Source organism: Caulobacter sp. GW821-FHT09B11, assembly GCF_059418205.1.
This window is the reverse complement of record NZ_JBWKPK010000005.1, coordinates 1-22,486: the sequence shown is the minus strand read 5'-3', so window position 1 is coordinate 22,486 and position 22,486 is coordinate 1. Positions and strand designations below refer to the sequence as shown.

At 69.2% G+C, this 22,486-nt stretch carries 19 protein-coding genes and 1 pseudogene; 8 read left to right on the top strand and 12 right to left on the bottom strand.

The window, feature by feature from the left end; genetic code table 11:
• Window positions 1-31: 31 nt before the first annotated feature.
• The 3 genes from AC07N1_RS04670 to AC07N1_RS04660 form a co-directional block, all read right to left on the bottom strand.
• A complete protein-coding gene (locus AC07N1_RS04670; protein WP_494670742.1) occupies window positions 32-5,062 on the bottom strand; it encodes an alpha-2-macroglobulin family protein in 5,031 nt (1,676 codons plus the stop codon).
• Between the two features lie 220 nt (window positions 5,063-5,282).
• The gene (locus AC07N1_RS04665) at window positions 5,283-6,152 is read right to left on the bottom strand and encodes a carbonic anhydrase (RefSeq protein WP_494670741.1); all 870 of its coding nucleotides are present in this window, start codon (window positions 6,150-6,152) and stop codon (window positions 5,283-5,285) included.
• 81 nt (window positions 6,153-6,233) lie between these two features.
• Window positions 6,234-6,707 carry an Lrp/AsnC family transcriptional regulator gene (locus AC07N1_RS04660; protein WP_110122207.1) on the bottom strand — a complete coding sequence of 158 codons (474 nt, stop codon included), beginning with the start codon at window positions 6,705-6,707 and terminating at the stop codon, window positions 6,234-6,236.
• Window positions 6,708-6,827: 120 nt separating this feature from the next.
• On the opposite strand from AC07N1_RS04660, the gene ald reads away from it, so the two are divergent.
• Entirely contained in the window at window positions 6,828-7,940 is a 1,113-nt protein-coding gene (gene ald / locus AC07N1_RS04655) for an alanine dehydrogenase (protein ID WP_494670740.1), read from the top strand.
• A gap of 173 nt (window positions 7,941-8,113) precedes the next feature.
• Here ald and pyrF read toward each other — a convergent pair whose 3' ends face one another.
• Window positions 8,114-8,803, bottom strand: coding sequence for an orotidine-5'-phosphate decarboxylase (gene pyrF / locus AC07N1_RS04650; RefSeq protein ID WP_494670739.1), 690 nt, complete (start codon window positions 8,801-8,803; stop codon window positions 8,114-8,116).
• A gap of 87 nt (window positions 8,804-8,890) precedes the next feature.
• On the opposite strand from pyrF, the gene AC07N1_RS04645 reads away from it, so the two are divergent.
• Together AC07N1_RS04645 and AC07N1_RS04640 are read left to right on the top strand one after the other, a co-directional pair.
• Window positions 8,891-9,589 (top strand): MarC family protein, encoded by a 699-nt coding sequence (locus AC07N1_RS04645; protein WP_494670738.1) that lies wholly within the window; start codon window positions 8,891-8,893, stop codon window positions 9,587-9,589.
• Window position 9,590: 1 nt separating this feature from the next.
• Window positions 9,591-9,725, top strand: a pseudogene (locus tag AC07N1_RS04640) (hypothetical protein); the annotation flags it as partial.
• A 20-nt stretch (window positions 9,726-9,745) separates the two neighbouring features.
• Here the strand turns inward: AC07N1_RS04640 and AC07N1_RS04635 are convergent.
• The 3 genes from AC07N1_RS04635 to AC07N1_RS04625 all read right to left on the bottom strand — a co-directional run bounded on the left by AC07N1_RS04635 (window position 9,746) and on the right by AC07N1_RS04625 (window position 11,895).
• Window positions 9,746-10,546: an SDR family NAD(P)-dependent oxidoreductase gene (locus tag AC07N1_RS04635; protein ID WP_494670737.1), complete on the bottom strand. Its 801-nt coding sequence runs from the start codon at window positions 10,544-10,546 to the stop codon at window positions 9,746-9,748.
• Window positions 10,547-10,704: 158 nt separating this feature from the next.
• Window positions 10,705-11,313: a flavodoxin family protein gene (locus tag AC07N1_RS04630; protein ID WP_494670736.1), complete on the bottom strand. Its 609-nt coding sequence runs from the start codon at window positions 11,311-11,313 to the stop codon at window positions 10,705-10,707.
• Window positions 11,314-11,445: 132 nt separating this feature from the next.
• A complete protein-coding gene (locus AC07N1_RS04625) occupies window positions 11,446-11,895 on the bottom strand; it encodes an Rrf2 family transcriptional regulator (RefSeq protein ID WP_110133029.1) in 450 nt (149 codons plus the stop codon).
• A 175-nt stretch (window positions 11,896-12,070) separates the two neighbouring features.
• On the opposite strand from AC07N1_RS04625, the gene AC07N1_RS04620 reads away from it, so the two are divergent.
• The 3 genes from AC07N1_RS04620 to AC07N1_RS04610 all read left to right on the top strand — a co-directional run bounded on the left by AC07N1_RS04620 (window position 12,071) and on the right by AC07N1_RS04610 (window position 15,779).
• The gene (locus AC07N1_RS04620) at window positions 12,071-14,065 is read left to right on the top strand and encodes a potassium transporter Kup (protein ID WP_494670735.1); all 1,995 of its coding nucleotides are present in this window, start codon (window positions 12,071-12,073) and stop codon (window positions 14,063-14,065) included.
• Window positions 14,066-14,095: 30 nt separating this feature from the next.
• A complete protein-coding gene (locus AC07N1_RS04615) occupies window positions 14,096-14,458 on the top strand; it encodes a hypothetical protein (RefSeq protein WP_494670734.1) in 363 nt (120 codons plus the stop codon).
• Window positions 14,459-14,552: 94 nt separating this feature from the next.
• A complete protein-coding gene (locus tag AC07N1_RS04610) occupies window positions 14,553-15,779 on the top strand; it encodes an argininosuccinate synthase (RefSeq protein WP_494670733.1) in 1,227 nt (408 codons plus the stop codon).
• A 65-nt stretch (window positions 15,780-15,844) separates the two neighbouring features.
• On the opposite strand, the gene AC07N1_RS04605 is transcribed toward AC07N1_RS04610, so the two are convergent.
• From AC07N1_RS04605 to AC07N1_RS04595, 3 genes are all read right to left on the bottom strand, one after another.
• Window positions 15,845-16,243 carry a hypothetical protein gene (locus tag AC07N1_RS04605; RefSeq protein ID WP_494670732.1) on the bottom strand — a complete coding sequence of 133 codons (399 nt, stop codon included), beginning with the start codon at window positions 16,241-16,243 and terminating at the stop codon, window positions 15,845-15,847.
• A gap of 5 nt (window positions 16,244-16,248) precedes the next feature.
• Window positions 16,249-16,698, bottom strand: coding sequence for a hypothetical protein (locus AC07N1_RS04600; protein WP_494670731.1), 450 nt, complete (start codon window positions 16,696-16,698; stop codon window positions 16,249-16,251).
• Between the two features lie 96 nt (window positions 16,699-16,794).
• Window positions 16,795-17,616 carry an acid phosphatase gene (locus tag AC07N1_RS04595; RefSeq protein WP_494670730.1) on the bottom strand — a complete coding sequence of 274 codons (822 nt, stop codon included), beginning with the start codon at window positions 17,614-17,616 and terminating at the stop codon, window positions 16,795-16,797.
• Between the two features lie 142 nt (window positions 17,617-17,758).
• Here AC07N1_RS04595 and AC07N1_RS04590 point away from each other — a divergent pair, with 142 nt between their 5' ends.
• Window positions 17,759-19,834, top strand: coding sequence for a TonB-dependent receptor (locus tag AC07N1_RS04590; protein ID WP_494670729.1), 2,076 nt, complete (start codon window positions 17,759-17,761; stop codon window positions 19,832-19,834).
• A 168-nt stretch (window positions 19,835-20,002) separates the two neighbouring features.
• Window positions 20,003-20,794 carry a SapC family protein gene (locus AC07N1_RS04585; protein ID WP_494670728.1) on the top strand — a complete coding sequence of 264 codons (792 nt, stop codon included), beginning with the start codon at window positions 20,003-20,005 and terminating at the stop codon, window positions 20,792-20,794.
• 86 nt (window positions 20,795-20,880) lie between these two features.
• Here the strand turns inward: AC07N1_RS04585 and AC07N1_RS04580 are convergent, their stop codons facing one another.
• Window positions 20,881-21,147: a DUF1150 family protein gene (locus AC07N1_RS04580; protein WP_110122192.1), complete on the bottom strand. Its 267-nt coding sequence runs from the start codon at window positions 21,145-21,147 to the stop codon at window positions 20,881-20,883.
• Between the two features lie 79 nt (window positions 21,148-21,226).
• On the bottom strand, window positions 21,227-21,649 hold the full coding sequence (locus AC07N1_RS04575) for an Hsp20 family protein (protein ID WP_494670727.1): 423 nt from the start codon (window positions 21,647-21,649) through the stop codon (window positions 21,227-21,229).
• Between the last annotated feature and the right edge of the window lie 837 nt (window positions 21,650-22,486).

Below are 22,486 nucleotides of genomic sequence, written 5' to 3'. Positions count from 1 at the left end.
CCCATCGAGGGGGAAGGGAGAACGCTGAGCATCACTGCCCCGCGATCGTCGTGCGGCCGGCGTCCGACCGGGCGGCGATGCTCGGGCGGTACATGTCCTTGGCCACGGCCCCGGGCAGGAAGAACTCGCCCGGCGTCACGGCCCGCGCGATGTAGGCCATGGCGAAGGGCTTGTTGCCCTCCAGGTCCAGCGCGGCGATGTAGCGGTCGTCGCGGCTTTCCTGGGCGTCGGGGCTGGAGAGTTCGCCGAGGAACTTGAACGGTCCGTTCTGGGCGTCGTCGGCGCCCAGCGGGGCCTCGATCTCGAAGCCGGCCGGCAGGGCGTCGTCGACCACCAGGGCGGTCGAGCGAGCCTGCAGAGACCGGCCCTGGATCAGCACGATCACCCGTTCGCCCTGGCGGATGGCGAAGGGATCGACCGCGCCGCCGCTCATCGTGAACAGGCGCTTGCTCACCGTCAGGCCGTTGCTGGAGGCTCCGGGGGCGAGGATCGGCGTGCCGCGCACGCTGACCGTCCGCCACAGGGCGCCCTTGCCCTTGTTGGTGAAGCGGGCGTCGGTCAGCTTGCCCACCGCCCAGCGCGGCGCCCCGCCCGCGGGGGGCAGGCCGATCACGCCCTGGGCGTCGATGCTGATCGGGCCGGCGGCCTTCATCAGCTGGTGGGCGGCGAACAGCAGCTGGGCCTGTTCCTGGGTGTTCAGGGCGTCGGGATCCTTGACCACGTTCTCCAGGCGGCCTTGCAGGCGGGCGGCGACGTCGGTCTGGCCGGCCTGGACCGCCAGGGCCGTGACCGCGGCCACGTCGCGCAGCGGGCTCTGGTACCAGTCGTACTCGTCGCGCCAGTTCAGCGAGTTCACCGCCTGGCGCATGGCCGAACGGGCCCGGGCGTGATCGCCCATCAGGGCGAGGCCGGCGGCCACCTGGGCTTTCGCCAGCGGCTGGTCCTCGTCCTTCATCTGCACGTCATGCCACCAGCGCAGGCGGGCCAGGTCCCCGCGTCCGGCCTTGGCCAGGACGTAGAGGGCGTAGGCGCTGGCGCGGCGGCGCATGCGCTCGGTGGCCTTCTTGCTCTCCTCGGGAGTGCGGCCCCACCAGGCCGGATATTCCAGCCGGTAGGAGACCGAGCTCCAGCCGTCGGGACGGCTGATCTGGCGCATGGCGTTCAAGGCCTTGTCCAGGGCCTCGTCCGGCACGGCCACGCCCTGCGCCTTGGCTTCCAGCAGGAAGTCGGTGGCGTAGGCGCCCAGCCACGCGTCGGCCTCGCCGTCGCCCACCCGCCACAGGCCGAAGGCCCCGTCGAGGGTCTGGCGATCGAGCAGTCGGCCCACCGCGCCCGCGAGGGCGGCCGGGGTGCGCTTCAGCTTCGGGTCGCTGGAGACGCTCTGGGCGTAGAGCAGCGGATAGGCGGTCGAGACCAGCTGCTCGGTGCAGCCGTACGGGTAGCGCTGCAAAGCCACCGCGATCGCCGACGGGTCGAAGCCCTTGAACGGCGAGTAGCTGACCTGCAGCGTCACGTCCCCGGCCGCCAGGCCCGAGAGCAACTGGTAGTTGGGCGTGTAGGTCGTGCCCGGCGCCTGCAGCTCGGTGGTGGTGCGCACCACGTCGCCCCAGCCCAGGCGGGTCTGGATCGGATAGTCCTTGGCGGTCGAGAAGCCGGGGCCGCTGACCTTGAAGCCGATCTTGCCGATGCCGGTGACGTCGGGCGCCAGGAAGGGGATCTTCTCGGCGACGCGCTGGCCCAGGATCAGGGTGATCACCTTCCTGAAGGCGACCTTCAGCCCGCCCGACGCGCTGGCCTCGGCGGTGTAGGCGCCGGGCTTGCCCTCGACATTGTGCAGCTCCAGCGTCGCGGTCGGCTTGTCGCCGGGCGACAGGAAGCGGGGCAGGTTGAGGTCGGCGACCACCGGCTGGCGCACGGTCATGGCCTTGGAGCCCGAGCCGACGGCCTCGTCGGTCCAGGCCACCGCCATGATCCGCAGTTCGCCGTTGAAGTCGGCCGGCGGCAGCTTGATCACCGCCTTGCCGTCCAGGCCCGTCTCGACCACGCTCGACCACAGGGCCACGGTCTTGATCGGGGTGACCGTCAGGCCCTCGCCGCCCAGCTCGTCGCCGCCGAAGTTGACGTTGGCCGGCGCGCCCATGTTCGGGTCGAGCAGGCGGCCGTAGTCGTCGCGGTAGTCGAGCGTCAGGGCCCGCTTGCCGAAGTACCACTTCACCGGATCGGGGCTTTCCTGGCGTGTCAGGCGCAGCACGCCCTCGTCCACCGCCGCGACGGTGACCCGGGCCTTCTGGCCAAAGCCCAGGCCCTGCACCTTCAGCGGGATCTCGACCGGCGCCTTGGAGTCGATCTTGGCCGGCGTGCCGATGTCGACCACCAGCTTGCGGCCCTTCGGCTCCAGCGGCACGTAGACGAGGCCCAGGGCCCGCTTGGGCTTGGGCGAGGCCACCGGGTCGCGCGGCTGGATGACGGTGACCATCACATAGGCCCCGCCGCCCCAGGCGGCGCTGGTCTTCAGCTTCACGGTCGCGCCGTTTTCGCCGACCGACACGGTCTTGAAGTCGATCAGGCGGTCGGTGGCCACGGCGACCTGGGCCTGGCCGGCATAGGGCGCCTTCAGCGTGATCTCGACGGTGTCGCCCTGCGCATAGGCCTTGGTCCCGGCCGACACGCGGACATAGTCGGGGGCCTCGGCGTCCTTGGCCGGCGAGCCCCAGCCCGACGAGAAGCGGGTGATCGTCTTGCTGCCGTCGGCGCCCTCGACCACCAGGCGGTAGTCGCCCCAGCCCAGGCGGCGGTTCACGCGCCCCGCCTGGCCGGCCGAGAGGTTCAGCGCGCCCTTCATGACCACGGCGTCGCGGCTGGTGCGCCGCCACTGCCAGCGGCCGTCCTGTTGGAACCAGTCGTAGTTCCAGTTCTCGCTGATCAGGGTGTAGTTGGCGGTGGTCGAGATCCGCTTGCCGGCGGCGTCGACGGCGATGATCTCAAGGCTGACGGGCGGATCGCCGTTCTTGGCCTCGCCCTGCTCGATCTTGACCCCGTAATAGACCGGCTTGCCGCGTACCTTGATCTCGAGACCCTCGCGCACCGGACGGCCGCCGGGCTCGAACACCGAGGCCGTGACGGCCGCGACCAGCGGCTGGCCGGTCTCGCCGACGTCGGACGTCGCCAGGTTCAGAACCGCCCGGCCCTCGCCGTCGGTGACGGTGTTGCCCAGCTCGATCAGCTTTTCGTCGAACGGCTCCTGGGCGTCGCCCCACTCGAAGCCCTTGTATTGCGGGAAGGGATCGGTGTCGCGGCGCAGGCGGGCCTCGCCTTGCGTCTGCAGGCCCGAGCCCGGCGCGCCGTAGAGGAAGCGGGCCGAGACGTCGATCTGGCGGGTCTCGCCGATGCGGACCGGCGCGCTCTCCTGGCCGGTGGCGGTGACCGCCAGCCGCTGGGGCGCGAAGTCCTCGACGCTGAAGTTCAGCGAGCCGGACGAGGCCTCGATGCCTTCGATGTGCAGCTCGGCGGTCCAGCGGCCGCGCGGGGCGCTGCGGGGCAGGGCGATGTCGATCGGCACGGCGCCGGCGTTGGCCTGGCCGAACCACCAGCGCTTGTACTCCACGCCCGAGGGGCGCTTGACTAGGATGTAGCCCTTGCGGTCGTTCACCGCCTTGGCCAGGCGGTCGCGGACCATGGCCGTCAGGTGCACGGTCTCGCCGGGGCGATAGATGCCGCGGTCGGCGTAGAGCCAGCCGTCGATGTCGGTCTTGGCCTCGCGGCCGCCCTCGCTCTCGGTGCGGCCGCCGACGCCCTGCTTGGACAGGTCCACCGGCGAGCGGTCGAGGTCGAGCACCGACAGGTCGCCTTGCGGGCCATAGGCCATGACCATCTTGGCGCGCTCGGCGCCTTCGCCTTCCAGCAGCGGGCGGGCGAAGCGCACGCGGCCGTCGGCGTCGCTCTTGACCTCGGCCAGGGGCTCGCCGTCGCGGGCGACCAGGGCCACGCGCACGCCCGACACCGTCTTGGCGGTCTTCAGCGAGCGGACCACGACGTCCAGCGCCTCGGAACCGTCATAGGCGATCAGGGCCATGTCGGTGAACACGATCCAGCGCCGGGCCTGGGCTGGCGGGGTGTCGCCCTCGCCGTCGGGATCGCGACCGCCCGAGGCGTCGCGGGCCTTGATGACATAGGCCCCGGCCTTCATTTCCTTCAGCACCGCGCCGAGCGGGAAGACGGTGGTCGCCTTCTGGCCGGCCGCGCCGTCGACCGACACTTCGCCCTTCCAGATGCGACGGCCGTCGTCATTGGGGCTGTCGTCGCCGTAGTCGCTGTTCCAGTCGCCTTCGCCGGTGGGATCGGGGGCGCTGATCGACTTGCGGACCAGGTTGCGGTCCGACACGCGCCAGACCTCCACGGCCAGCTTGGAGACGTTCATGGTCTCGATGGCGACGCCGTCGGACTCCTCGCGCGGCAGGATCACCCCGTCGCCGGCGAAGCCGACATAAGGGGGCTTTTCACCAAACGTGAAGTCGACGTCGGCGTTGGCGCCCAGGGTGTCGCCGCCCTTGGCGGGCAGGCCCTTCAGCAGGGTGACGCGGTGGTCGGTGAAGCCGATCCCGCCGACGCACAGCTCGTCGCCCTTGACCCGCACGGCCGGGGTGCGGCCGAGGTCGGGCGAGACCATGACGAAGTCGGCATAGGTCTTGGACGGGTCGAGGTCCCGGCTCATCTGGATGCAGGCCAGCGGATCGCCGCCGGAGCTGTCGATGCGGGTGCGCCAGACGGCGAAGCCTTCGGGCTTGGGAACGCCGCGCCGGCGGGCGCCGGCGTCGCGCGGCTTGCCGAACAGCGACCAGGCCTCGCCCTTCACGGCGCCGCCGCTGGCCGAGGCCTTGCCGCCGCCGCCGCCGCCGAACCAGCCGAGATCGGCGGTCTTGGCCGCCACGAAGCCGCCGCCGAAGCCGAGAACCAGGGCGACCGCCGCCACGGCCGCGGCCGGGGTCAGCAGGTGGGGTTTCAGACGGGTCCAGACGGAGGACTTGGCCGTGCCGCTGCCTTGCGGCGTCTCGTCCGTCGACATCCGTCGTCTCTCCCAAATCGCATGCGAAAACAGCGAGGTTTGGGGGGACTTGAACCTAAGCGCGAGCGGGGGTCAACGGCATCTCAATGATGTTTTTGAGAGCGAGTTCGGGGAACCGAAAACCTCGTCCTTCGACAGGCTCAGGATGAGGTTTTCTACTGACCACCAGCGTCGAAAATGGTCCTCACCTTGAGCTTGTCGAAAGGCGAGGACCACGGTCTCAGACGTCGAACTTCACCTGCGCCGTCGACAGGTCGTAGCAGGCCGAGACGATCTTCAGCCGGCCCTTGGAGATGCGCTCGGCGAGCGTGCCGTCGGCCACCTTCAGGCGGGCGGCGGTGTTGCGGACATTGCGGCGGATGGCGGCGTCCTGCAGGTCGGCGGGATGCTCGGCGTCGGCGTCGAACACCGCCGGCAGGATCGGCAACACCATGTCCTGCAAGGCCCCGTGCAGGTGGGCGTGCTTGGTGGCGACATCCACGGCCGCGCCAACGGCGCCGCACTTGGTGTGGCCCAGCACGACGACCAGCGGCGCGCCCAGGTGCTCGACGGCGTAGAGGATCGAGCCCAGGCCCTCGGGGCCGACGGTCGAGCCGGCCACCCGGACGATGAACAGTTCGCCCAGATTGCAGTCGAAGATCAGTTCGGGCGCGGTGCGGCTGTCGCTGCAGCCGACGACGACGGCGAACGGCTTCTGGCCGCCGGCCATCTCGGAGATGCGGGCGGCCGAGGGGAGCACCAGGCTGGCGCCGCCGCGGGCGAAGATGGCGTTGCCGTGCTTGAGTCGGCCCAGGGCCTCGTCCGGGCTGACGGCGGGAACGGGCTCGACGCTGACGCCGGAGACCTGGGTCGGGCCGGCCGGAGCGCCGTGGCCTTCCTGGCCTTCCATCGGCGGCACGCCGGCGACGGCCTTGTCCAGCGCGGCCTTGTCGGCCGGCTGGGTGGCCAGCGCCTTGGTGACGCGGCGGGCCTTGCGCGCGGCAGGCGTCACCGCCGGCAGCGAAGGCGCGTGCAGGCCTTCGGCGTAGGCGATGGCGGGCGCGGCCAGGCCAACGCCCAGCGCGCCCAACAGGGTGCGTCGTGAAAACATGGTCTTCCCCCGAAGCCAGTGAATGTCGGGGCAGACCCTATCCGCGGGAGGGTTAATCCCCCGGCAACGCTGACGCTGTCGCTAAAGCGGCAATTCGACGCGTTTGACCACGGTGCGCATGGCGATCGACGAGCTGACCCGCACCACGCCCGGGATCCGCGTCAGTTCCTGGCTGTGCACCCGCTCCAGGTCGTCGACGTCGGCCACCACCAGCCGCAGCAGATAGTCCGAGCCGCCGGTCATCAGGTAGCACTCGGCCACCTCGCGCACGCTCGCCACCGCTTTCTCGAAGGCGGTCAGGGCGGCCTCGGCTTGGGACGACAGGGTGACGGTGACGAAGACGCTGAGCGGCAGGCCCACGGCCCGCTCGTCGATCACCGCGGCGTAGCGGCCGATGACCCCGGAATCCTCCAGCGCCCGCACCCGCCGCAGGCAGGCCGATTCCGACAGATTGGCCGCCCTGGCCATGTCGACATAGCTGGCCCGACCCTCGCGCTGGAGCAGGCGGAGGATCTTTCGGTCAAAGACGTCAAGCGTCACCGGGGATTTCTTCAACGAACCGGCCCTTTCGCGCAAGATTCCTGCATACACCGTTATCTCACGAACGAAAGAACCAAGAAACCTGCGAACGGAGAGGCGTACACCAGCGTTAAAGCGATAAAGCGAGGAAACATCATGCGCGTTGGCGTCCCCTCCGAGATCAAACCGGGCGAGCACCGGGTCGGCCTGACCCCCACAGCCGTCCGCGAATATGTCGCCCACGGCCACCAGGTGCTGGTGCAGCAGGGCGCAGGCTTGGGCGCCGGCTATGCCGACGACGCCTACGTCAAGGCCGGGGCGACCATCGCCCCCGACGCCGACGCGGTGTTCGCGGGCGCCGAGATGATCGTGAAGGTCAAGGAGCCCCAGAAGATCGAGTGGGAGCGCCTGACCGATCGCCACATCCTCTTCACCTACCTGCACCTGGCGCCGGATCCGGCCCAGACCGAGGGCCTGCTGGCTTCGGGCTGCGCGGCCATCGCCTACGAGACCGTGACGGACGCCAAGGGCGGCCTGCCGCTGCTGGCCCCGATGTCGGAAGTGGCCGGCCGTATCGCCGTGTTCTCGGCCGCCGAGACCCTGCTCAAGCACAATGGCGGCATGGGCCTGCTGCTGAGCGGCGTGCCCGGCGTGCCGCCGGCCCGCGTGGTGGTGCTGGGCGGCGGCGTGGTCGGCTCCAACGCCGCCCGCATGGCCGCCGGCCTGGGCGCCGAGGTCGTGGTGCTGGAACGCTCGATCCCGCGCATGCGCGAACTGGACGACCTCTATCAGGGCCGCATCCTGACCCGCTATTCGACCTTCGCCGCGGTGGAGGAAGAGATCCTCAAGGCCGACGTGATCATCGGCGCGGTGCTGACCGCCGGCGCGGCCGCGCCCAAGCTGGTGCGTCGCGAGCACCTCTCGAAGATGAAGCCGGGCTCGGTGCTGGTCGACGTCTCGATCGACCAGGGCGGCTGCTTCGAGACCAGCCACCCGACCACCCACGCCGAGCCGACCTACACGGTCGACGGCGTCGTCCACTACTGCGTGGCCAACATGCCGGGCGCGGCCCCGCGCACCTCGTCGGAAGCCCTGGGCAACGCGACCCTGCCGTTCGGTCTGGCCTTGGCCGACAAGGGCCTGGACGCGCTGAAGACCAACGTCCACCTGGCGCGGGGGCTCAACGTCCTGGCCGGCAAGCTGACCCACCCGGCCGTCGCTCAGGCGCTGGGCAAGGAGTCGGTGGATCCGTATGGGGCCTGGGCGTAGGCCCATTCCCCTCAACTCCCGTCATTCCCGCCCTTGTGGCGGGAACCCCTGGTTCCGCCCGCAGGTGAAGTGCAAGCGGCGTGCTGAGCACGCCGCCCCATCCGCACCTGCGGCTGACAGAGGGTTTCCCGCCACAAGGGCGGGAATGACGGGAAGTAGGGGATAGGCGAGGCCTACGCCCCCGCCATCTCCCCGATCACCTTCAGCGCCGCTTCGCGCGGATCGTTCGCCGCCGTGATCGGGCGGCCGCAGACCAGGTGGCTGGCGCCGGCGGCGATGGCGTCGGCGGGGGTGGCGGCGCGGGCCTGGTCGTTCTTGGCCGACCAGAAGGGGCGCACGCCCGGCGTCACCACCAGGAAGTCCGGACCGCCGATCTCGCGGGCCAGGGCGGCCTCATGCGGCGAGGAGACGATGCCGTCGACGCCGCATTCCACGGCCTGGCGAATCCGACGCTCGACCAGGGCGCGGGCGCTGAAGGCGTAGCCCATCTCGATCAGGTCGGCGTCGGTCAGGCTGGTCAGCACGGTGACCGCCAGGATCTTCAGGTCCGAGCCGGCCTTGGCCTTCACGGCCGAGCGCATCACCTGCGGCTCGGCGTGGACGGTCAGCAGGTCGCAGCCCGCCCCGGCCAGCACCCGGGCCGAGCGCTCCACCGTCGCGCCGATGTCGTGCAGCTTCCAGTCCAGGAACACCTGCTTGCCGGCCTTCTTCAGGTCGCCGGCGAAGCTCATGCCGTCGGTGGCCAGCAGCTCCAGGCCGATCTTGTAGAACGACACCGCGTCGCCGAGCTGGTCGACCATGTTCCGCGCATCGGCGACCGTGGGCAGGTCCAGCGGGACGATCAGGCGCGGATCGGCAGTCATTTCAAGGCTCCGGTGTTGGCGCGCGAGCCCGCATCGCTCTAGAGAGAGCGACGTTTCCCGCACAGGCATGAAGGTTGAGGACGTCGAATGAGCCAGGCCGAACTCGCCGTCAACTTCTTCGTCGCCCTGTTCGCGCTGATCGACCCGATCGGCAACGTGCCGCTGTTCGCCGCCGCCACCCTCGGCGCGGCCTCGGCGGGCCGGCGGATGGTGGCCGTCTATATCGGCCTCTTCGTCCTGGCCTTCCTGGTGTTCTTCTACTTCACCGGCGTTTCCCTGCTCGAGTTCTTCGGCATCTCGATGCCGGCCTTCCGCATCGCCGGCGGCATCATCCTGTTCATTCTCGGTCTCGACATGGTGCGCGACGACTTCACCACCATGTTCGCCGACGCCGCCGAGGGCGAGACCGAGGTGCTGTCGGCCCGGGTCTACGCCAAGAAGCGGTTCGAGCGGCTGATCGTGCCGTTCGCCATGCCGCTGCTGATCGGCCCCGGCGCGATCTCGACCGTGATCATCTACGCCAGCGAGGCCAAGCACCTGGGCCTGACCGGCATGGCCCTGGGCGTCGGCGTGATCGCGGCGGTGTCGGTGGTGCTGGTCGCCACCTTCTGGGCCGCGCCGGTGATCAGCAAGGTGCTGGGCCGCATCGGCATGAGCATCGTCGTGCGGGTGCTGGGCCTGATCCTCTGCGCCCTGGCGGTGCAGTTCGTGCTGATCGGGGTGGGGGACGCCACGCGGGGCCTGATCCGGGCGGACGCGAAGGCGCCGTACGCGGCGGAGAAATAAGGAGCGCAAGTTCCTCCCCCGTGAAACGGGGGAGGGGGACCGCGAAGCGGTGGAGGGGGCGGGACTGGGCTCGGCGCTCTGTCACTCGCCCCCTCCGTCACGCTGCGTATCCGCAGCGCGCCACCTCCCCCGCTGAAGCGAGGGAGGAGCTAAGGGCTAAACCTTCCGGAACTTGCCGCCCTGGCTGGCGATCAGGGCCAGGGCCCATTCGTCCGGGATGATCTTGGCCAGCACGGCGATGGCCTTGTTGGGCGCGCCGGTGACGCAGACGGGGCGGTTGGCCTCGGCGGCTTCGTAGCCGGCGGCGGCGACCTCGTCGGCGCCCAGCCACATCCAGGCCGGCAGGCTCTGGCTGACCTGGGCGCGGGTGCCGTTGACGTCGTGGAATTCCGACAGGGTGAAGCCGGGGCACAGGGCGCTGACGTGCACGCCGGTCGACAGGTTCTCCAGGTGCAGGCTCTGGGAGAACTTCACCAGGAAGCTTTTCGTCGCCGCATAGAGGGTGTGGCCGGCCGAGCCGGGCGCCAGGCCCGCCAGCGAGGCGACGTTGACGATGCGGCCGAAGCGGCGCTCGACCATGCCGGGCAGCACCTTGTGCGTAAGGCCGCACACCGAAGTCAGCATCACCTGCAGGAAGGTCGACTGGTCGGCCCAGGTGGTCTTGTCGTAGGCGCCGGGCAGGCCGTAGCCGGCGTTGTTCACCAGGGCGTCGATCTCGCGGCCCTCGGCGGCGATCCCGGCCAGCACCGTGTCGACTCCGGCCGGATCGGCCAGGTCGGCGGGAATCGCGTAGGCCTCGACCCCGAAGCGCATGCGGATCTCGGCGGCCAGGGCCTCCAGCCGGTCGAGCCGGCGGGCGGTCAGGGCCACGTCATAGCCGTGGCTGGCGTAGATGCGGGCGAAGGCGGCCCCGATGCCGGCGGAGGCGCCGGTGATCAGGGCGAGGCGGCGGGCCATGTGGGTCGAAGATCCTGCGAACGAAGCGTCACAGGAGTCGAGCACGCCGAAGGTTATGGTTCAAGCGGGGGCGGAGGAACGACCGTCGGGGGGGCGGGGTCGATCGTTCCTCCGCGAGGGGCGCGCCTCTGAGGGGAGGGCGGCGCGCCTGGTATCGCTTAGGCGGCTTCTTCCAGCGCCGGTTGGGCGCCGCGGGTCCAGCGGACGGCGGCCTCGGCCACGCGCACGCCGAGCAGGCGGGCGGTCTCGCGGTCGCCGGCCGGCGGGGTGATCTCGGGCGAGGCGTTGTCCGACTGGGCGGCCAGGCCGACGAACGAGCCGACGCGGTTGATGGTTTCCGGACCACGCTCGGCGGCGGTGACGCTCGGCGGGGCGATGCCGAGGTTGATCCAGTTCATGCCGTGCTGCGCCGCCAGGATCGCCAGGCTGTTGAGGGCATGGGCCTTGTCGCCCGAGAAGCTGTGCGAGTTGGTGAAGCCCGCGGCCAGCTTGTCCTTCCAGGCGCCGGTGAAGAAGGCGGCCGAGGTGGCGTCGGCGAAGACTTTGAACACGCCTGAAACGTCGCCCATGTAGGTCGGCGCGCCGAACACGACGGCGTCGGACTCGGTCACGGCGTCGAGGATCGGCTTGAAGTCCTGGCCGGCGCTCTCGATGGCCAGCAGGACCGGGGTCTGGCCGGCGTCGCGGACGCCCTGGGCGACCTTGTCGGCGAGGACGGCGGTGTGGCCGTAGCCCGAGTGATAGACGATGGCGACCTTGGTGGTCATGGCGGATGTCCCCTGAGGAGAATGATGTTTTCCGAACAGGAACTGTATCGGTAGCGATTACGTAATAACGCCCTCGAATGGCGCCAGGGGTAATCGCAACAATTTCGGGTGCAGTTTTTCTGCAGGTCGCCTTCAGGCGCTCTGCAGCACGGCCTCGCGCTCGGCCGGGTCGGCCAGCAGGTCGGCCACCGAGATGCGCGACAGGCGCTCGGCGGCGGCGGCGTCGGCGGCGATCAGGGCCGCGCGGACGGCGTCGGGGATCCGCGCGCCGACGGGACAGCCCTTCACCCCCGGAGGAGCGGTGCCGAGGTTGGCGCAGCCGTGGACGGCCCGCAGCACGGTGTCGAGGGTGATGTCCGTCGCCGGCTTCAGCAGCCAGGCGCCGCCGTTGGCCCCGGCGCGCGCGCCGATCAGCCCCGCCTTGCCGAGCATGGCGGTGACGCGCCGCACCACCACCGGATTGGTGGGGACGGAGGCCGCGAGTTCGGCGCTGGCGACGGCGCGGTCGGGGCTGAAAGCCTCCTTGTGCGCCAGATAGGCCAGGGCGTGAGCGGCGACGGGGAACTTCTGACTGTCGGACATGATCTTCTGCTAAGTCCGGAACGTAAGGGGGTAACGCGCGCGTTGAAACAAAAACCGTAAAGGCGCGCGGCCAAGGTCGCGATTGAACCCGGATCGGATTGGGTGTATCGCGCCCCGCTTGATCGATATGGGGCTTCGCGCGAGATTTTCGAGGGCGCGGTCCCGGAGGGATTGAATGGCTTCCGAAGCCTCCGGCGTTTCGACCTCTGAGAACGCCTCCGTCGCGGCGTGCGACATTCCCCAACAAGGCGGCTCCGCCAATGGTCACGGTCCAAAGGGCCATGGCGTGTTCGCGCTCGCTTTGGGCTCCGTCGGCGTCGTGTTCGGCGACATCGGCACCAGCCCGCTCTACGCCTTCAAGGAGGCGCTGCACGTCACCGCCGCCGACGGCGTGACCCGGGCGGAGATCCTGGGGATCGTGTCGCTGGCCCTGTGGGCGCTGATCCTGGTCGTCACGATCAAGTACGTGCTGTTCATCATGCGCGCCGACAACAAGGGCGAGGGCGGGGTGCTGTCGCTGATGGCCCTGGCCCAGCGGGCCATGGGCCGGCGCACGGCCCTGGTGTTCGGCCTGGGCGTGATCGGGGCGGCGCTGTTCTACGGCGACGCGGTGATCACCCCGGCGATGTCGGTGCTGTCGGCGGTCGAGGGCCTGCGGACCATTCCGGCGCTGGAGCACAGCATCAGCACCCAGGCGGTGCTGCTGATCGCCACGGTGATGCTGCTGGGCCTGTTCTTCATCCAGAGCCGGGGCACGGCCAAGGTCGGCCAGCTGTTCGGTCCGGTCTGCGCCCTGTGGTTCGCGGTGATGGCGGCGCTGGGCGTCTACCACCTGTTCGACCACCCCGGCGTGTTCCGGGCCATCAACCCCTATTACGCCGTCCACTTCCTGCAGCATCACGGCATGGCCGGCTTCATCGTGCTGGGCGCGGTGTTCCTGACCGTCACCGGGGCCGAGGCCCTGACCGCCGACATGGGCCATTTCGGCCGCTGGCCGATCCAGGCCGCCTGGCTGTTCTTCGTGCTGCCGTGCCTGGCGCTGAACTATCTGGGCCAGGGCGCCCTGGCGCTGAACACCCTGGTCGAGGCCGAGCGGGCCGGCGTGCCGTTCCAGGAGATGAACTGGTTCTTCGAGATGGCGCCCGACTTCCTGCGCCTGCCGTTAGTGATCCTGGCCGGCGCGGCCACCGTCATCGCCAGCCAGGCGGTGATCACCGGCGCCTTCTCGCTGACCCAGCAGGCGATCCAGCTGGGCCTGCTGCCGCGCATGGACGTGCGCCGCACCTCGGAGACCCAGTCGGGCCAGATCTTCGTGCCGCAGCTCAACACCATGCTGCTGCTGGGCGTGCTGGCGGTGATGTTCACCTTCAAGACCTCGTCGGCCATGGCCCACGCCTACGGCCTGGCGGTGACCGGCACCATGGTCGTCACGACCGCCATGGCCTTCATCGTCATGCGCCAGCTGTGGAAGTGGCAGCTGCCGGTGGCCCTGGCCTTCCTGATCCCGTTCATGACGCTGGACCTGGTGTTCCTCAGCGCCAACGCCCTGCGCTTCTTCACCGGCGGCTGGCTGCCGGTGCTGATCGGGGCGGCCCTGTTCACGATCATGGCCACCTGGGTGCGCGGCAGCCAGATCCTCAGCGAGAAGACCCGCCGCGACAGCGTGCCCCTGGCCGACCTGATGGAGATCCTGCGCGCCCGGGCCCCGCACCGCGCGCCCGGCACGGCGATCTTCCTGACCTCCGACCCGGACATGACCCCGGTCGCCCTGATGCACAACCTCAAGCACAACAAGGTGCTGCACGAACGCAACGTGGTGCTGACCGTGCGCACGGCCGAGACGCCGCGCGTGCCCGAGGAGGAGCGGATCAAGACCTTCAAGGTCAACGAGGACTTCAAGAAGGTCGAGATCTACTACGGCTTCATGGAAAGCCCGAACGTGCCCAAGGCGCTGGCGCTGCTGCGCAAGCAGCAGGGGCTGAAGTTCGACATCATGGCGACCAGCTTCTTCCTCGGCCGCCGCTCGATCGTGCCGTCGGCCAATTCGGGCATGCCCCTGTGGCAGGATCGGCTGTACATCTTCCTGATGAAGAACGCGGCCAACCCGACCGACTTCTTCAAGATCCCGCCGGGCCGCGTCGTCGAGCTCGGCGCCCAAGTGACCGTATAAGCAAGCGACCGCGTGAGGCTGACCTTCTAGATGGATATTCTCGGCGTCATCGGCGACGTGTTGTGGATCCTGGCCCTGTCGATCATGGCCGGGGCGTCGCGCATGGCCTGGAGCAAGATTCCCAAGGGCGAGCCGACCCCGGTGGCCTGGTCGCCCAGGGGCGACACCCTGCTGCGGCTGCCGCGCGCTCCGGCCCTGGTGCTGCTGCCGGCCGGGGCCTTCGCCATCAGCCTCTACCTGCTGGTCGAGAGCCGGCAGGCCGAGGAATTGACCCTGCGGCTGACCATGCTGGGTCTGCGCGCCACCCTGGCGGCGATCCTGGCGGTGATCCACCTGACCCAGGTGCGCCGGGCGCTGAACCAGCTGGCCGCCGAGGGCAAGATTCGTCTGTAGCCCGGCTTCGCACCCTGCTCGTGTTTCCCTCGTCGCAAAAGCGCGCTAAACGCCCCGCGACTTTGTGTTTTCGCCTTCGACAAGGACCCCGCTCATGGCCGACAAGCCCGTGAAGAAGGTCGTGCTCGCCTATTCGGGCGGTCTCGACACCTCGATCATCCTCAAGTGGCTTCAGACCGAGTACGGCGCGGAGGTCGTGACCTTCACCGCCGACCTGGGCCAGGGCGAAGAGATCGAGCCCGCCCGCGCCAAGGCCCTGGCCGCAGGCGTGAAGCCCGAGAACATCTTCATCGAGGACGTGCGCGAGGAGTTCGTGCGCGATTTCGTGTTCCCGATGTTCCGCGCCAATACGGTCTACGAAGGCCAGTACCTGCTCGGCACCTCGATCGCCCGCCCGCTGATCGCCAAGCGCCAGATCGAGATCGCCCGCCAGGTCGGCGCCGACGCCGTCAGCCACGGCGCCACCGGCAAGGGCAACGACCAGGTCCGCTTCGAGCTCGGCTATTACGGCCTCGAGCCCGACATCCACGTGATCGCCCCGTGGCGCGAGTGGGACTTCAAGTCGCGCGAAGCGCTGCTGGAGTTCGCCGAGAAGCACCAGATCCAGATCGCCAAGGACAAGCGCGGCGAGGCGCCGTTCAGCGTCGACGCCAACCTGCTGCACTCCTCGTCGGAAGGTAAGGTCCTGGAAGACCCGGCGGTCGAGGCCCCCGAGTTCGTCCACATGCGCACGATCGCGCCGGAAGACGCGCCGGACAAGCCGACCGTCATCACCATCGACTTCGAGAAGGGCGACCCGGTCGCCATCGACGGCGTGGCCCTGTCGCCGGCCGCCCTGCTGACCAAGCTGAACGAACTGGGCCGCGACAACGGCGTCGGCCGCCTCGACCTGGTCGAGAACCGCTTCGTCGGCATGAAGTCGCGCGGCGTCTACGAGACCCCGGGCGGGACCATCCTGCTGGCCGCCCACCGCGGCATCGAGAGCATCACGCTCGATCGCGGCGCCATGCACCTGAAGGACGAGCTGATGCCGAAGTACGCCGAGCTGGTGTACAACGGCTTCTGGTTCACGCCGGAGCGCCAGATGCTGCAGGCGGCCATCGACTACAGCCAGGAGAAGGTCACCGGCCGCGTCCGCGTGAAGCTCTACAAGGGCAACGTCACGGTCATCGGCCGCGAGAGCTCCTACAGCCTGTACGACCAGGACCTCGTCACCTTCGAAGAGGGCAAGGTCGCCTACGATCACCGCGACGCCGGCGGCTTCATCAAGCTCAACGCCCTGCGCCTGCGCGTGCTGGCCAAGCGCGACCAGCGCGGCTGAGGCTTTTCGAGGCGTCGACGAGATCGAGCCCCGCCGGAAACGGCGGGGCTTTTTCTTTGGCCGACCTAGCTCGCCGCCGCCGTCCCGCCGCCCGCCGGCTGCACCAGGTTCGGGGCCAGGTTGATCCCGGTCCTGTTGTAGATCGCCCAGCCGACCACCTGGAACACCGTGTTCAGCACGGTCTGGCTCAGCGCCAGGGTCATGAACTTGGTGAACTGCAGGGTCTGGTTCAGGGCCAGTTCCTGGTTGTGCAGGATCAGGTCGGCGGCTTCGGGCGTGAGCTGGTGGTTGGCCAGGGCGGTGCGGGTCTGGATCGCGGCCTCGGCCAGGCTGCGCAGATAGCCCGGCACGACGCTCTTGTTGGCGTTCCACCAGTCGGTGGCGGTGGCGCCCAGCTGCTGTTCCAGCGCGGTCGCCAGCTCGTCGGCGTTGTCGACCTGCAGGGTGGAGAAGTCGATCGTCATCGGGGCTACCTCGGCTTCATGGCGGTGACGGCCTTGGCCGCTTGATCGCAAGCGACCATCATGGCGGCGGTCGCGCCGGTGTTGGGAATGATCCCGGCCATCTGATGCAGCTGGGCCAGGCCCTTGACCTGGGCGCTGCAGCCCTGGATCAGCGACACTTCCGCGGCGATGGCCTTCTGGGCGGGGCGGGCGGCGTAGGGCTGGCTGCCCGCGCGCACGGCGGCGACGGCCAGGGCGGCCTGGATGTCGGCATAGGTTCCGATCGCGCCGGCATAGGTGGTCTTGTCGGCGTAGAGGCCCATCTCGCCCTCGGCCGCCAGCTTGGCCACCCCCTCGTAGGCGGTGGTGATCTTGCTATCGAGGACGGGGTCGTCGGGCGGCGCGAACACCGCGCAGCCGCCCACGGCGATGATCGACAAGGCGCAGGCCGCGCCGCGTCGCATGGTCTGGAACATTCAGCCCTCCCCCGAAAGGGCGCCAAGGTGGCGCCCCGCCGAAGGGGGCTCAAGCGCGAAGTTGCATCGCTCCGTCGCGCGTCCTTGGGACGAGCCTCAGCCGCCGCAGCCGGCCGGCGGGCCCTCTGCCCTGGAGGCGGCGATCTCGACCCTGGCCTTTTCCAGGTCCGCCTCGAAGGCCGGGTCGGCGTGCAGCCGCGCCACCATCACCCCGCCCAGCAGGCGGCCGGCCTCCAGGTCGCTGGGGAAGTGGACGCCGCAGATCACCCGGCTGTCGCCGAACTCGCGACCGCGGGCGGTGATCTGGGCGGCGCGGTCGGGCACGAGCTCGGCCAGGACCAGGCCCCATGACCAGCCGACCAGGGCGTGGCCGGATGGATAGGAGCCCTCGGTCTGGATCCAGCTCTCGCGCGGCACGCAGATCGGCTTGGTGTTGCCCACCGGCGGACGGGGCCGCGAGAAGGCCTGCTTGGCCGGGCGATAGATGGTCCCGGCGTCGTCGGTCATGCGCAGCAGCAGGTTGGCCAGGGTCGGGGTCTTCTGCGGATTGATCGTCACTCGCGCCGCGCAGGAGAAGCTCTTGAAGCCGTTGGCGCCCGACAGGTCGGCGTCGGCCACCGCCTTGTCCCAGGCCGGCGTGCCGGCCAGCTTGCGGGTGTCGTCATAGGCGGCGCGGTCGGCCTTGCCGCGCGGCGAGTCCGGCGTCGGCGGCGGACCGACGATCCCCGGCGCGTCGAACGGTTCGGCCAGGGTCAGGTAGCCCTTCGGCGGCTTGGTCCAGGTGCTCGACCCGCCGGCCTCGGCATAGGTCTTGGCCGGGGCCTTGCCCTGCGTTTCGCCGGTCAGCTGGGCGCAGCCGGCGAGCAGGCCAGCGACCGAGATTGCGGCCGAAAAGGGGAGCAGAGACGAGAAACGCATCATGGAGAGCCCGAACTGAGGTCGTGAAGACACAGAAAGCCGCCTCGTGCTCGCGTCAAGCGAAAGCGGATTGACGGCGAGATATGTTATTTCATAACAGAAAGCGAGCCGCTCCCTCGGCCAGTTCCAGGATCCGTCGTTCATGACCCGCCGCCTTCCGCTCCGCCGTAACGTCTTCGCGGCCGCCAGCCTCCTCGCGCTCGCAGCCGCGACCATGGGCGCGGCTCCTGTATGGGCCGCCGATACGGCCGCCGCCCCGGCCGATCCCGCCGCCGACCCGACCGACACCGCCGTCTCGCAGGTGGTGGTCACCGCCGCGCCCTACGCCGTCTCGCTCGACACCGTGACCAGCAGCGTCAACGTGCTGACCCGCGACAAGCTCGACACCGCCCCGCCGGCCGGCCTGGGCGACGTGCTCAACGGCCTGCCCGGCCTGCGCTCGACCTTCTACGGCCCCGGCGCCTCGCGCCCAGTGATCCGGGGCCTGGCCGGTCCGCGGGTGATGGTGCTGCAGAACGGCGTCGGCCAGGTCGATGCCTCGTCGCTGTCGCCCGACCACGCCGTGGCCTCCGACCCGGCCGAAGCCTCGCGCATCGAGGTGCTGCGCGGCCCGTCCACCCTGGCCTATGGCGGCTCGGGCATCGGCGGCGTGGTCAACATGATCGACGATCGCGTGCCCGCCAGCCGCGCCGAGAACGGCATCGAAGGCCGCATCGCCGCCTCGGCCTCGTCCGTCGATGACGGCTGGGGCGTCAGCGGCGCGGCCAAGTTCAACGCTGGCCCGCTGGTCTTCGCCGTCGACGCCGACCGTCGCCGCAGCGACGACTATTCGGTCCCGACCTCGCCGGTCTCCGCGCGCCTGGCCGCCCGCGACGGCCTGACCGTCGACCCGGAAAAGACCGTCCGCAACACCGACGTCGAGATGGACGCCTACGGCGCCGGCGTGTCCTACGTGCACGACCGCGGCTTCTTCGGCCTGTCGGTCAAGCGCACCGACACCACCTACGGCGTGCCCTACGAGCAGATCCTGGCCCCCATCGACCCGGACGCCGAAGGCCCCGTCTCGATCCACCTGCAGCAGACCCGCTACGACCTGCGCGGCGAGCAGGAACTCGACAATCCGTGGTTCGAGAAGGTGCGCGTCTCGATCGGCCACGCCGACTACGAGCATGCCGAGGTCAGCGTCGAGGACGGCGAGGTCGGCACCCGCTTCCTGTCGGACGGCACCGAGGGCCGCGTCGAGCTGGTTCACCGCGAGCATGACGGCCACCAGGGCGCCATCGGCTTCCAGGCCCTGAGCCGCAGCTTCGAGGCGATCGGCGACGAGGCCTTCGTGCCCAGCGTCGACATCAAGGAATACGGCGTCTTCACCCTGCAGCGCCTCGATCGCGGCGACTGGGGCGTGGACGCGGGCCTGCGCTTCGACACCCGCTCGCTGGAGACGGCGACCCAGAAGCGCGAGTTCGACAACGTCTCGGCCTCGCTGGGCGTGTTCTACAAGCCGGCCGAACACCAGTTCTACGCCCTGACTCTGTCGCACAACGGTCGCGCCCCGACCGAGTTCGAACTGTTCGCCGACGGCCCGCACCCGGGCACCGGCGGCTACGAGAAGGGCGACGACAGCCTCGATTCCGAGAAGGTCACCTCGCTGGAGGGCACCTATCGCTGGACGGGCGAGCGCCTGCGCGTCGAGGGCCACCTGTGGGGCGCCTGGTACGACAACTTCATCGAGGAAGCCCCGACCGGCGCCGAGGAAGATAACCTGCCGGTGTTCCAGTACTACCAGACCGGCGCCAAGTTCCACGGCGCCGAGCTGGAGGTGGGCTGGAACGCCTGGCGCTCGGGCGAGCAGGCCGTGCGCCTGGAAGGCGTGGCCGACTATGTGCGCGGCTCCACCGACCTGGGCGCGCCGGCCCGCATCCCGCCGTGGTCGGTGACCGGCCGGGCGATCTGGACCGTCTCGCGCGTCGAGAGCGAACTGGAAGTGCGCCACGTCGCCGAGCAGGACCGCGTGGCGACCTACGAGCTGCCGACCGACGCCTATACGGTCGTGAACCTGAAGGTGACGGTGAAGCCCTTCGCCGACCAGCCGCTGCGCCTGTTCCTCGAAGGCCGCAACCTGACCGACGAGGAGGTGCGCGAGCACGCCTCGTTCCTGAAGGACATCGCGCCCTCGCCGGGCCGTTCGGTCCGCACCGGGATCGCCTGGAAGTTCTAGGCTCGTCCGGGTCCCGGCCTTCGCTCGCCAGGCGAGGGTCGGGACGGCGATTCTCTCTCCGGAGGTGTCGATTGCCGGGATATCGCAGATCGGCTAGAAGCGCTGACCACCAAAGGCCGCCTAAGCGATAGAGCGTCCGTTCTTCTTAGCCCTTCTGTAGAGCTTCTTATGGAAACGACCCAGTCCGCCGGCGGCATCTCCGGCAACGTTCTCTTCTATTCGACGCCGGAGCCGCTGAACCGCGAGCAGCACGGCAAGCTGGGCCTGGTCCACAAGGACAAGCCCTACGGCTTCGCCGCGGCGGGCACCGCCGTGCCGCTGACGGTCACCGAGTTCGGCCCCGCCGGCCTCTCCTACCCGATCATCTTCGCCGGCGACGAGCGCATCCCGCTCGCCGTGATGGGCCTGAACCAGGGCGAGAACCTGTTCATCCACGCCGACGGTTCGACCGAAGTCGGCGTCTACATCCCGGCCTATGTCCGTCGCTATCCGTTCGTGCTGGCCAACGACGACGCCGAAGGCCGCATGATCGTCTGCATCGACCGCGGTTCGAACCTGCTGGCCGAAGGCGGCGAGACCGCGCTGTTCGACGCCAAGGGCGAGCCGACCGAATACACCCAGAACTGCATCAAGTTCTGCGACGACTTCGAAGTCGAACGCCGCCGCACCGACTCGTTCGTGCAGCTGCTGAAGGACAACGACCTCTTCGAACTGAAGAAGGCCACCTTCACCCCGCAGGGCCCCGACGGCCAGCCGGGCGAGCCGCAGGTCGTGGCCGAGTACTACGGCGTCTCGGAAGAGAAGCTGAACGCTCTGCCGGTCGAGAAGCTGAAGGAGCTGCAGAGCACGGGCGCCCTGGCCCAGGTCTATGCTCACCTGGTGTCGCTGGTCGGTTGGGATCGCCTGATCGCCATCACCATGTTCCGCCAGCAGCAGGCGCCGGCCGCCAACCTCAACTGAGGTCGGTAGTCGCATAAAAGAAGAAGGGCGGCGGATCGCAGGATCCGCCGCCCTTTTCGTTTGGGCCGTCTTCCGGTCCGAAGGCCCTAGTGCACCGAGACCGGGGCCAGTTCATGGGCCAGGGCGGCCGCCACGGCCGCGTCGCGGTCGGTCAGCACCGCCAGGCGGGCCCCGTCGGCCCGGCACACCGCATAGAGCGTCTGGTCGGGGGCGAGGTCGAAGTCCTCCACGCCCTCGGGGGCGTCGGCGAGGATCTCGGCGGCCTTGATCGGGCGCACATAGACGAGGTCGGGCGCGCCCAGCGCGGCGAAGGCCTCGGTCGAGAAGAACGGCGTGTGCGAATTGGGCGTCATGTGACCACCTCCTTCGATAGGGGAACGCTCCGAAGGCCCTGCGGTTCAGCCGAGCTTCGAAGGCGCGATGGCATGGGCCTCAGCCCTGCGAGCGGATGGGGATTTTCCTGACCAGCCGTTCGGGCGGCGGGCGGGCGACGTCGACGTGAAGCAGGCCGTGCTCGAGGGTGGCGGCCGAGACCTCCATGCCTTCCGCCAGCACGAAGGTGCGCAGGAAGCCGCGGGCGGCGATTCCCCGGTGCAGATAGGCCCGGTCGATCTCGCCCTTGCCGTCGCCGTCGCGACGGCCGGCGACGACCAGCTGGCCGCCCTCGACGGTGACCTGCAGCTGGTCGGGCGAGAAGCCGGCCACGGCCAGGGTGATGCGCACCCCTTCGTCGGTCTGCTCGACATTATAGGGGGGATAGCTCTCGCCGGCGGCCTTCGCGGCGCGCTCGATCAGGTCTCGGGTGTGTTCGAAGCCCAGCAGGAAGGGGCTGTCGAACAGGATGGTCCGGGTCATGCGAAGTCCTTCGCTCTGAGCGACTTCGTTCGCGGAGGTCCGGGGCCCTGGAGCGGCGCCCCGATTCCGCAACGTCTCCAGTGAAGTGGCGACGCGGCGGCGGCGGTTCAAGGCGGAGGTCCTGTCTCACCCTTATAGAGAGGGGGGCGGAGGCGGCCCGGCGCGACCCCGCGTCGCGCTATCCCCAGGTCTTGCCTGGGTCTTCGAAGGGGCGTGCGGATTCACGCTTGTCATCCTTCCGTCACGCGCCTATATGCGCCCCTCGCTCGGAACGGCGCTGACGAAGACGCTCGAAACGAGGCCGAAAGGCCCTTGCTTCGGTCGGATCTCATCGCTAAGTTCCGCGGCCTCAATCGACTCGGGCAGCTGGATTGCCGACGACCTTTAGGTCTTCGGGAGGGAGCGCTTTTGTTGCTTTCTGGAGGGCTTCGGTTCTTCGGAAGATGATGGAAAGAGTTGGTTGACTGGGTGGGGTTGCTTCAGTAGGAGCGCCAACCCAGTCGCGGAGATGGAAGAGTTCGCAAGAATTCGGAAGTTGAAGCGAAGAAGTCGGGCAAGACTTTCTTAGAAAGAATTGCTTGACAGGGTTTGGTGGTTTCTTTAGAAGCTGCCAGCTCGCCGGCCCCGGGTTCTTCCCTGGTTCGGCACTGGGTCAGAAAGTTTTGAAAAAAACGATTTGACACGGAATTCGAGGTTGGATAGATAGCCGCCTCCGCCGACATCGGGCGCTAAACGATGGGCTCACCGGAAGGTGTGTTCGGGTCTTTGACATTGTTGATTTGGAAAGAGAAACGCAGGCGGCGGCGCTCTGGCGGTCACCCTTAGGGGTGACGCAAT

What these genes read in the sequence shown, in the direction of transcription:
- AC07N1_RS04615 (WP_494670734.1), top strand. Translation starts at nt 14,096, where the DNA reads ATGGATATTCTCGGCGTCATCGGCGACGTGTTGTGGATCCTGGCCCTG.
- pyrF (WP_494670739.1), bottom strand. Translation starts at nt 8,803, where the DNA reads ATGACTGCCGATCCGCGCCTGATCGTCCCGCTGGACCTGCCCACGGTC.
- AC07N1_RS04575 (WP_494670727.1), bottom strand. Translation starts at nt 21,649, where the DNA reads ATGACCCGGACCATCCTGTTCGACAGCCCCTTCCTGCTGGGCTTCGAA.
- AC07N1_RS04590 (WP_494670729.1), top strand. Translation starts at nt 17,759, where the DNA reads ATGACCCGCCGCCTTCCGCTCCGCCGTAACGTCTTCGCGGCCGCCAGC.
- AC07N1_RS04585 (WP_494670728.1), top strand. Translation starts at nt 20,003, where the DNA reads ATGGAAACGACCCAGTCCGCCGGCGGCATCTCCGGCAACGTTCTCTTC.
- AC07N1_RS04670 (WP_494670742.1), bottom strand. Translation starts at nt 5,062, where the DNA reads ATGTCGACGGACGAGACGCCGCAAGGCAGCGGCACGGCCAAGTCCTCC.
- AC07N1_RS04580 (WP_110122192.1), bottom strand. Translation starts at nt 21,147, where the DNA reads ATGACGCCCAATTCGCACACGCCGTTCTTCTCGACCGAGGCCTTCGCC.
- AC07N1_RS04630 (WP_494670736.1), bottom strand. Translation starts at nt 11,313, where the DNA reads ATGACCACCAAGGTCGCCATCGTCTATCACTCGGGCTACGGCCACACC.
- AC07N1_RS04600 (WP_494670731.1), bottom strand. Translation starts at nt 16,698, where the DNA reads ATGTTCCAGACCATGCGACGCGGCGCGGCCTGCGCCTTGTCGATCATC.
- AC07N1_RS04610 (WP_494670733.1), top strand. Translation starts at nt 14,553, where the DNA reads ATGGCCGACAAGCCCGTGAAGAAGGTCGTGCTCGCCTATTCGGGCGGT.
- AC07N1_RS04605 (WP_494670732.1), bottom strand. Translation starts at nt 16,243, where the DNA reads ATGACGATCGACTTCTCCACCCTGCAGGTCGACAACGCCGACGAGCTG.
- ald (WP_494670740.1), top strand. Translation starts at nt 6,828, where the DNA reads ATGCGCGTTGGCGTCCCCTCCGAGATCAAACCGGGCGAGCACCGGGTC.
- AC07N1_RS04665 (WP_494670741.1), bottom strand. Translation starts at nt 6,152, where the DNA reads ATGTTTTCACGACGCACCCTGTTGGGCGCGCTGGGCGTTGGCCTGGCC.
- AC07N1_RS04625 (WP_110133029.1), bottom strand. Translation starts at nt 11,895, where the DNA reads ATGTCCGACAGTCAGAAGTTCCCCGTCGCCGCTCACGCCCTGGCCTAT.
- AC07N1_RS04645 (WP_494670738.1), top strand. Translation starts at nt 8,891, where the DNA reads ATGAGCCAGGCCGAACTCGCCGTCAACTTCTTCGTCGCCCTGTTCGCG.
- AC07N1_RS04635 (WP_494670737.1), bottom strand. Translation starts at nt 10,546, where the DNA reads ATGGCCCGCCGCCTCGCCCTGATCACCGGCGCCTCCGCCGGCATCGGG.
- AC07N1_RS04620 (WP_494670735.1), top strand. Translation starts at nt 12,071, where the DNA reads ATGGCTTCCGAAGCCTCCGGCGTTTCGACCTCTGAGAACGCCTCCGTC.
- AC07N1_RS04595 (WP_494670730.1), bottom strand. Translation starts at nt 17,616, where the DNA reads ATGCGTTTCTCGTCTCTGCTCCCCTTTTCGGCCGCAATCTCGGTCGCT.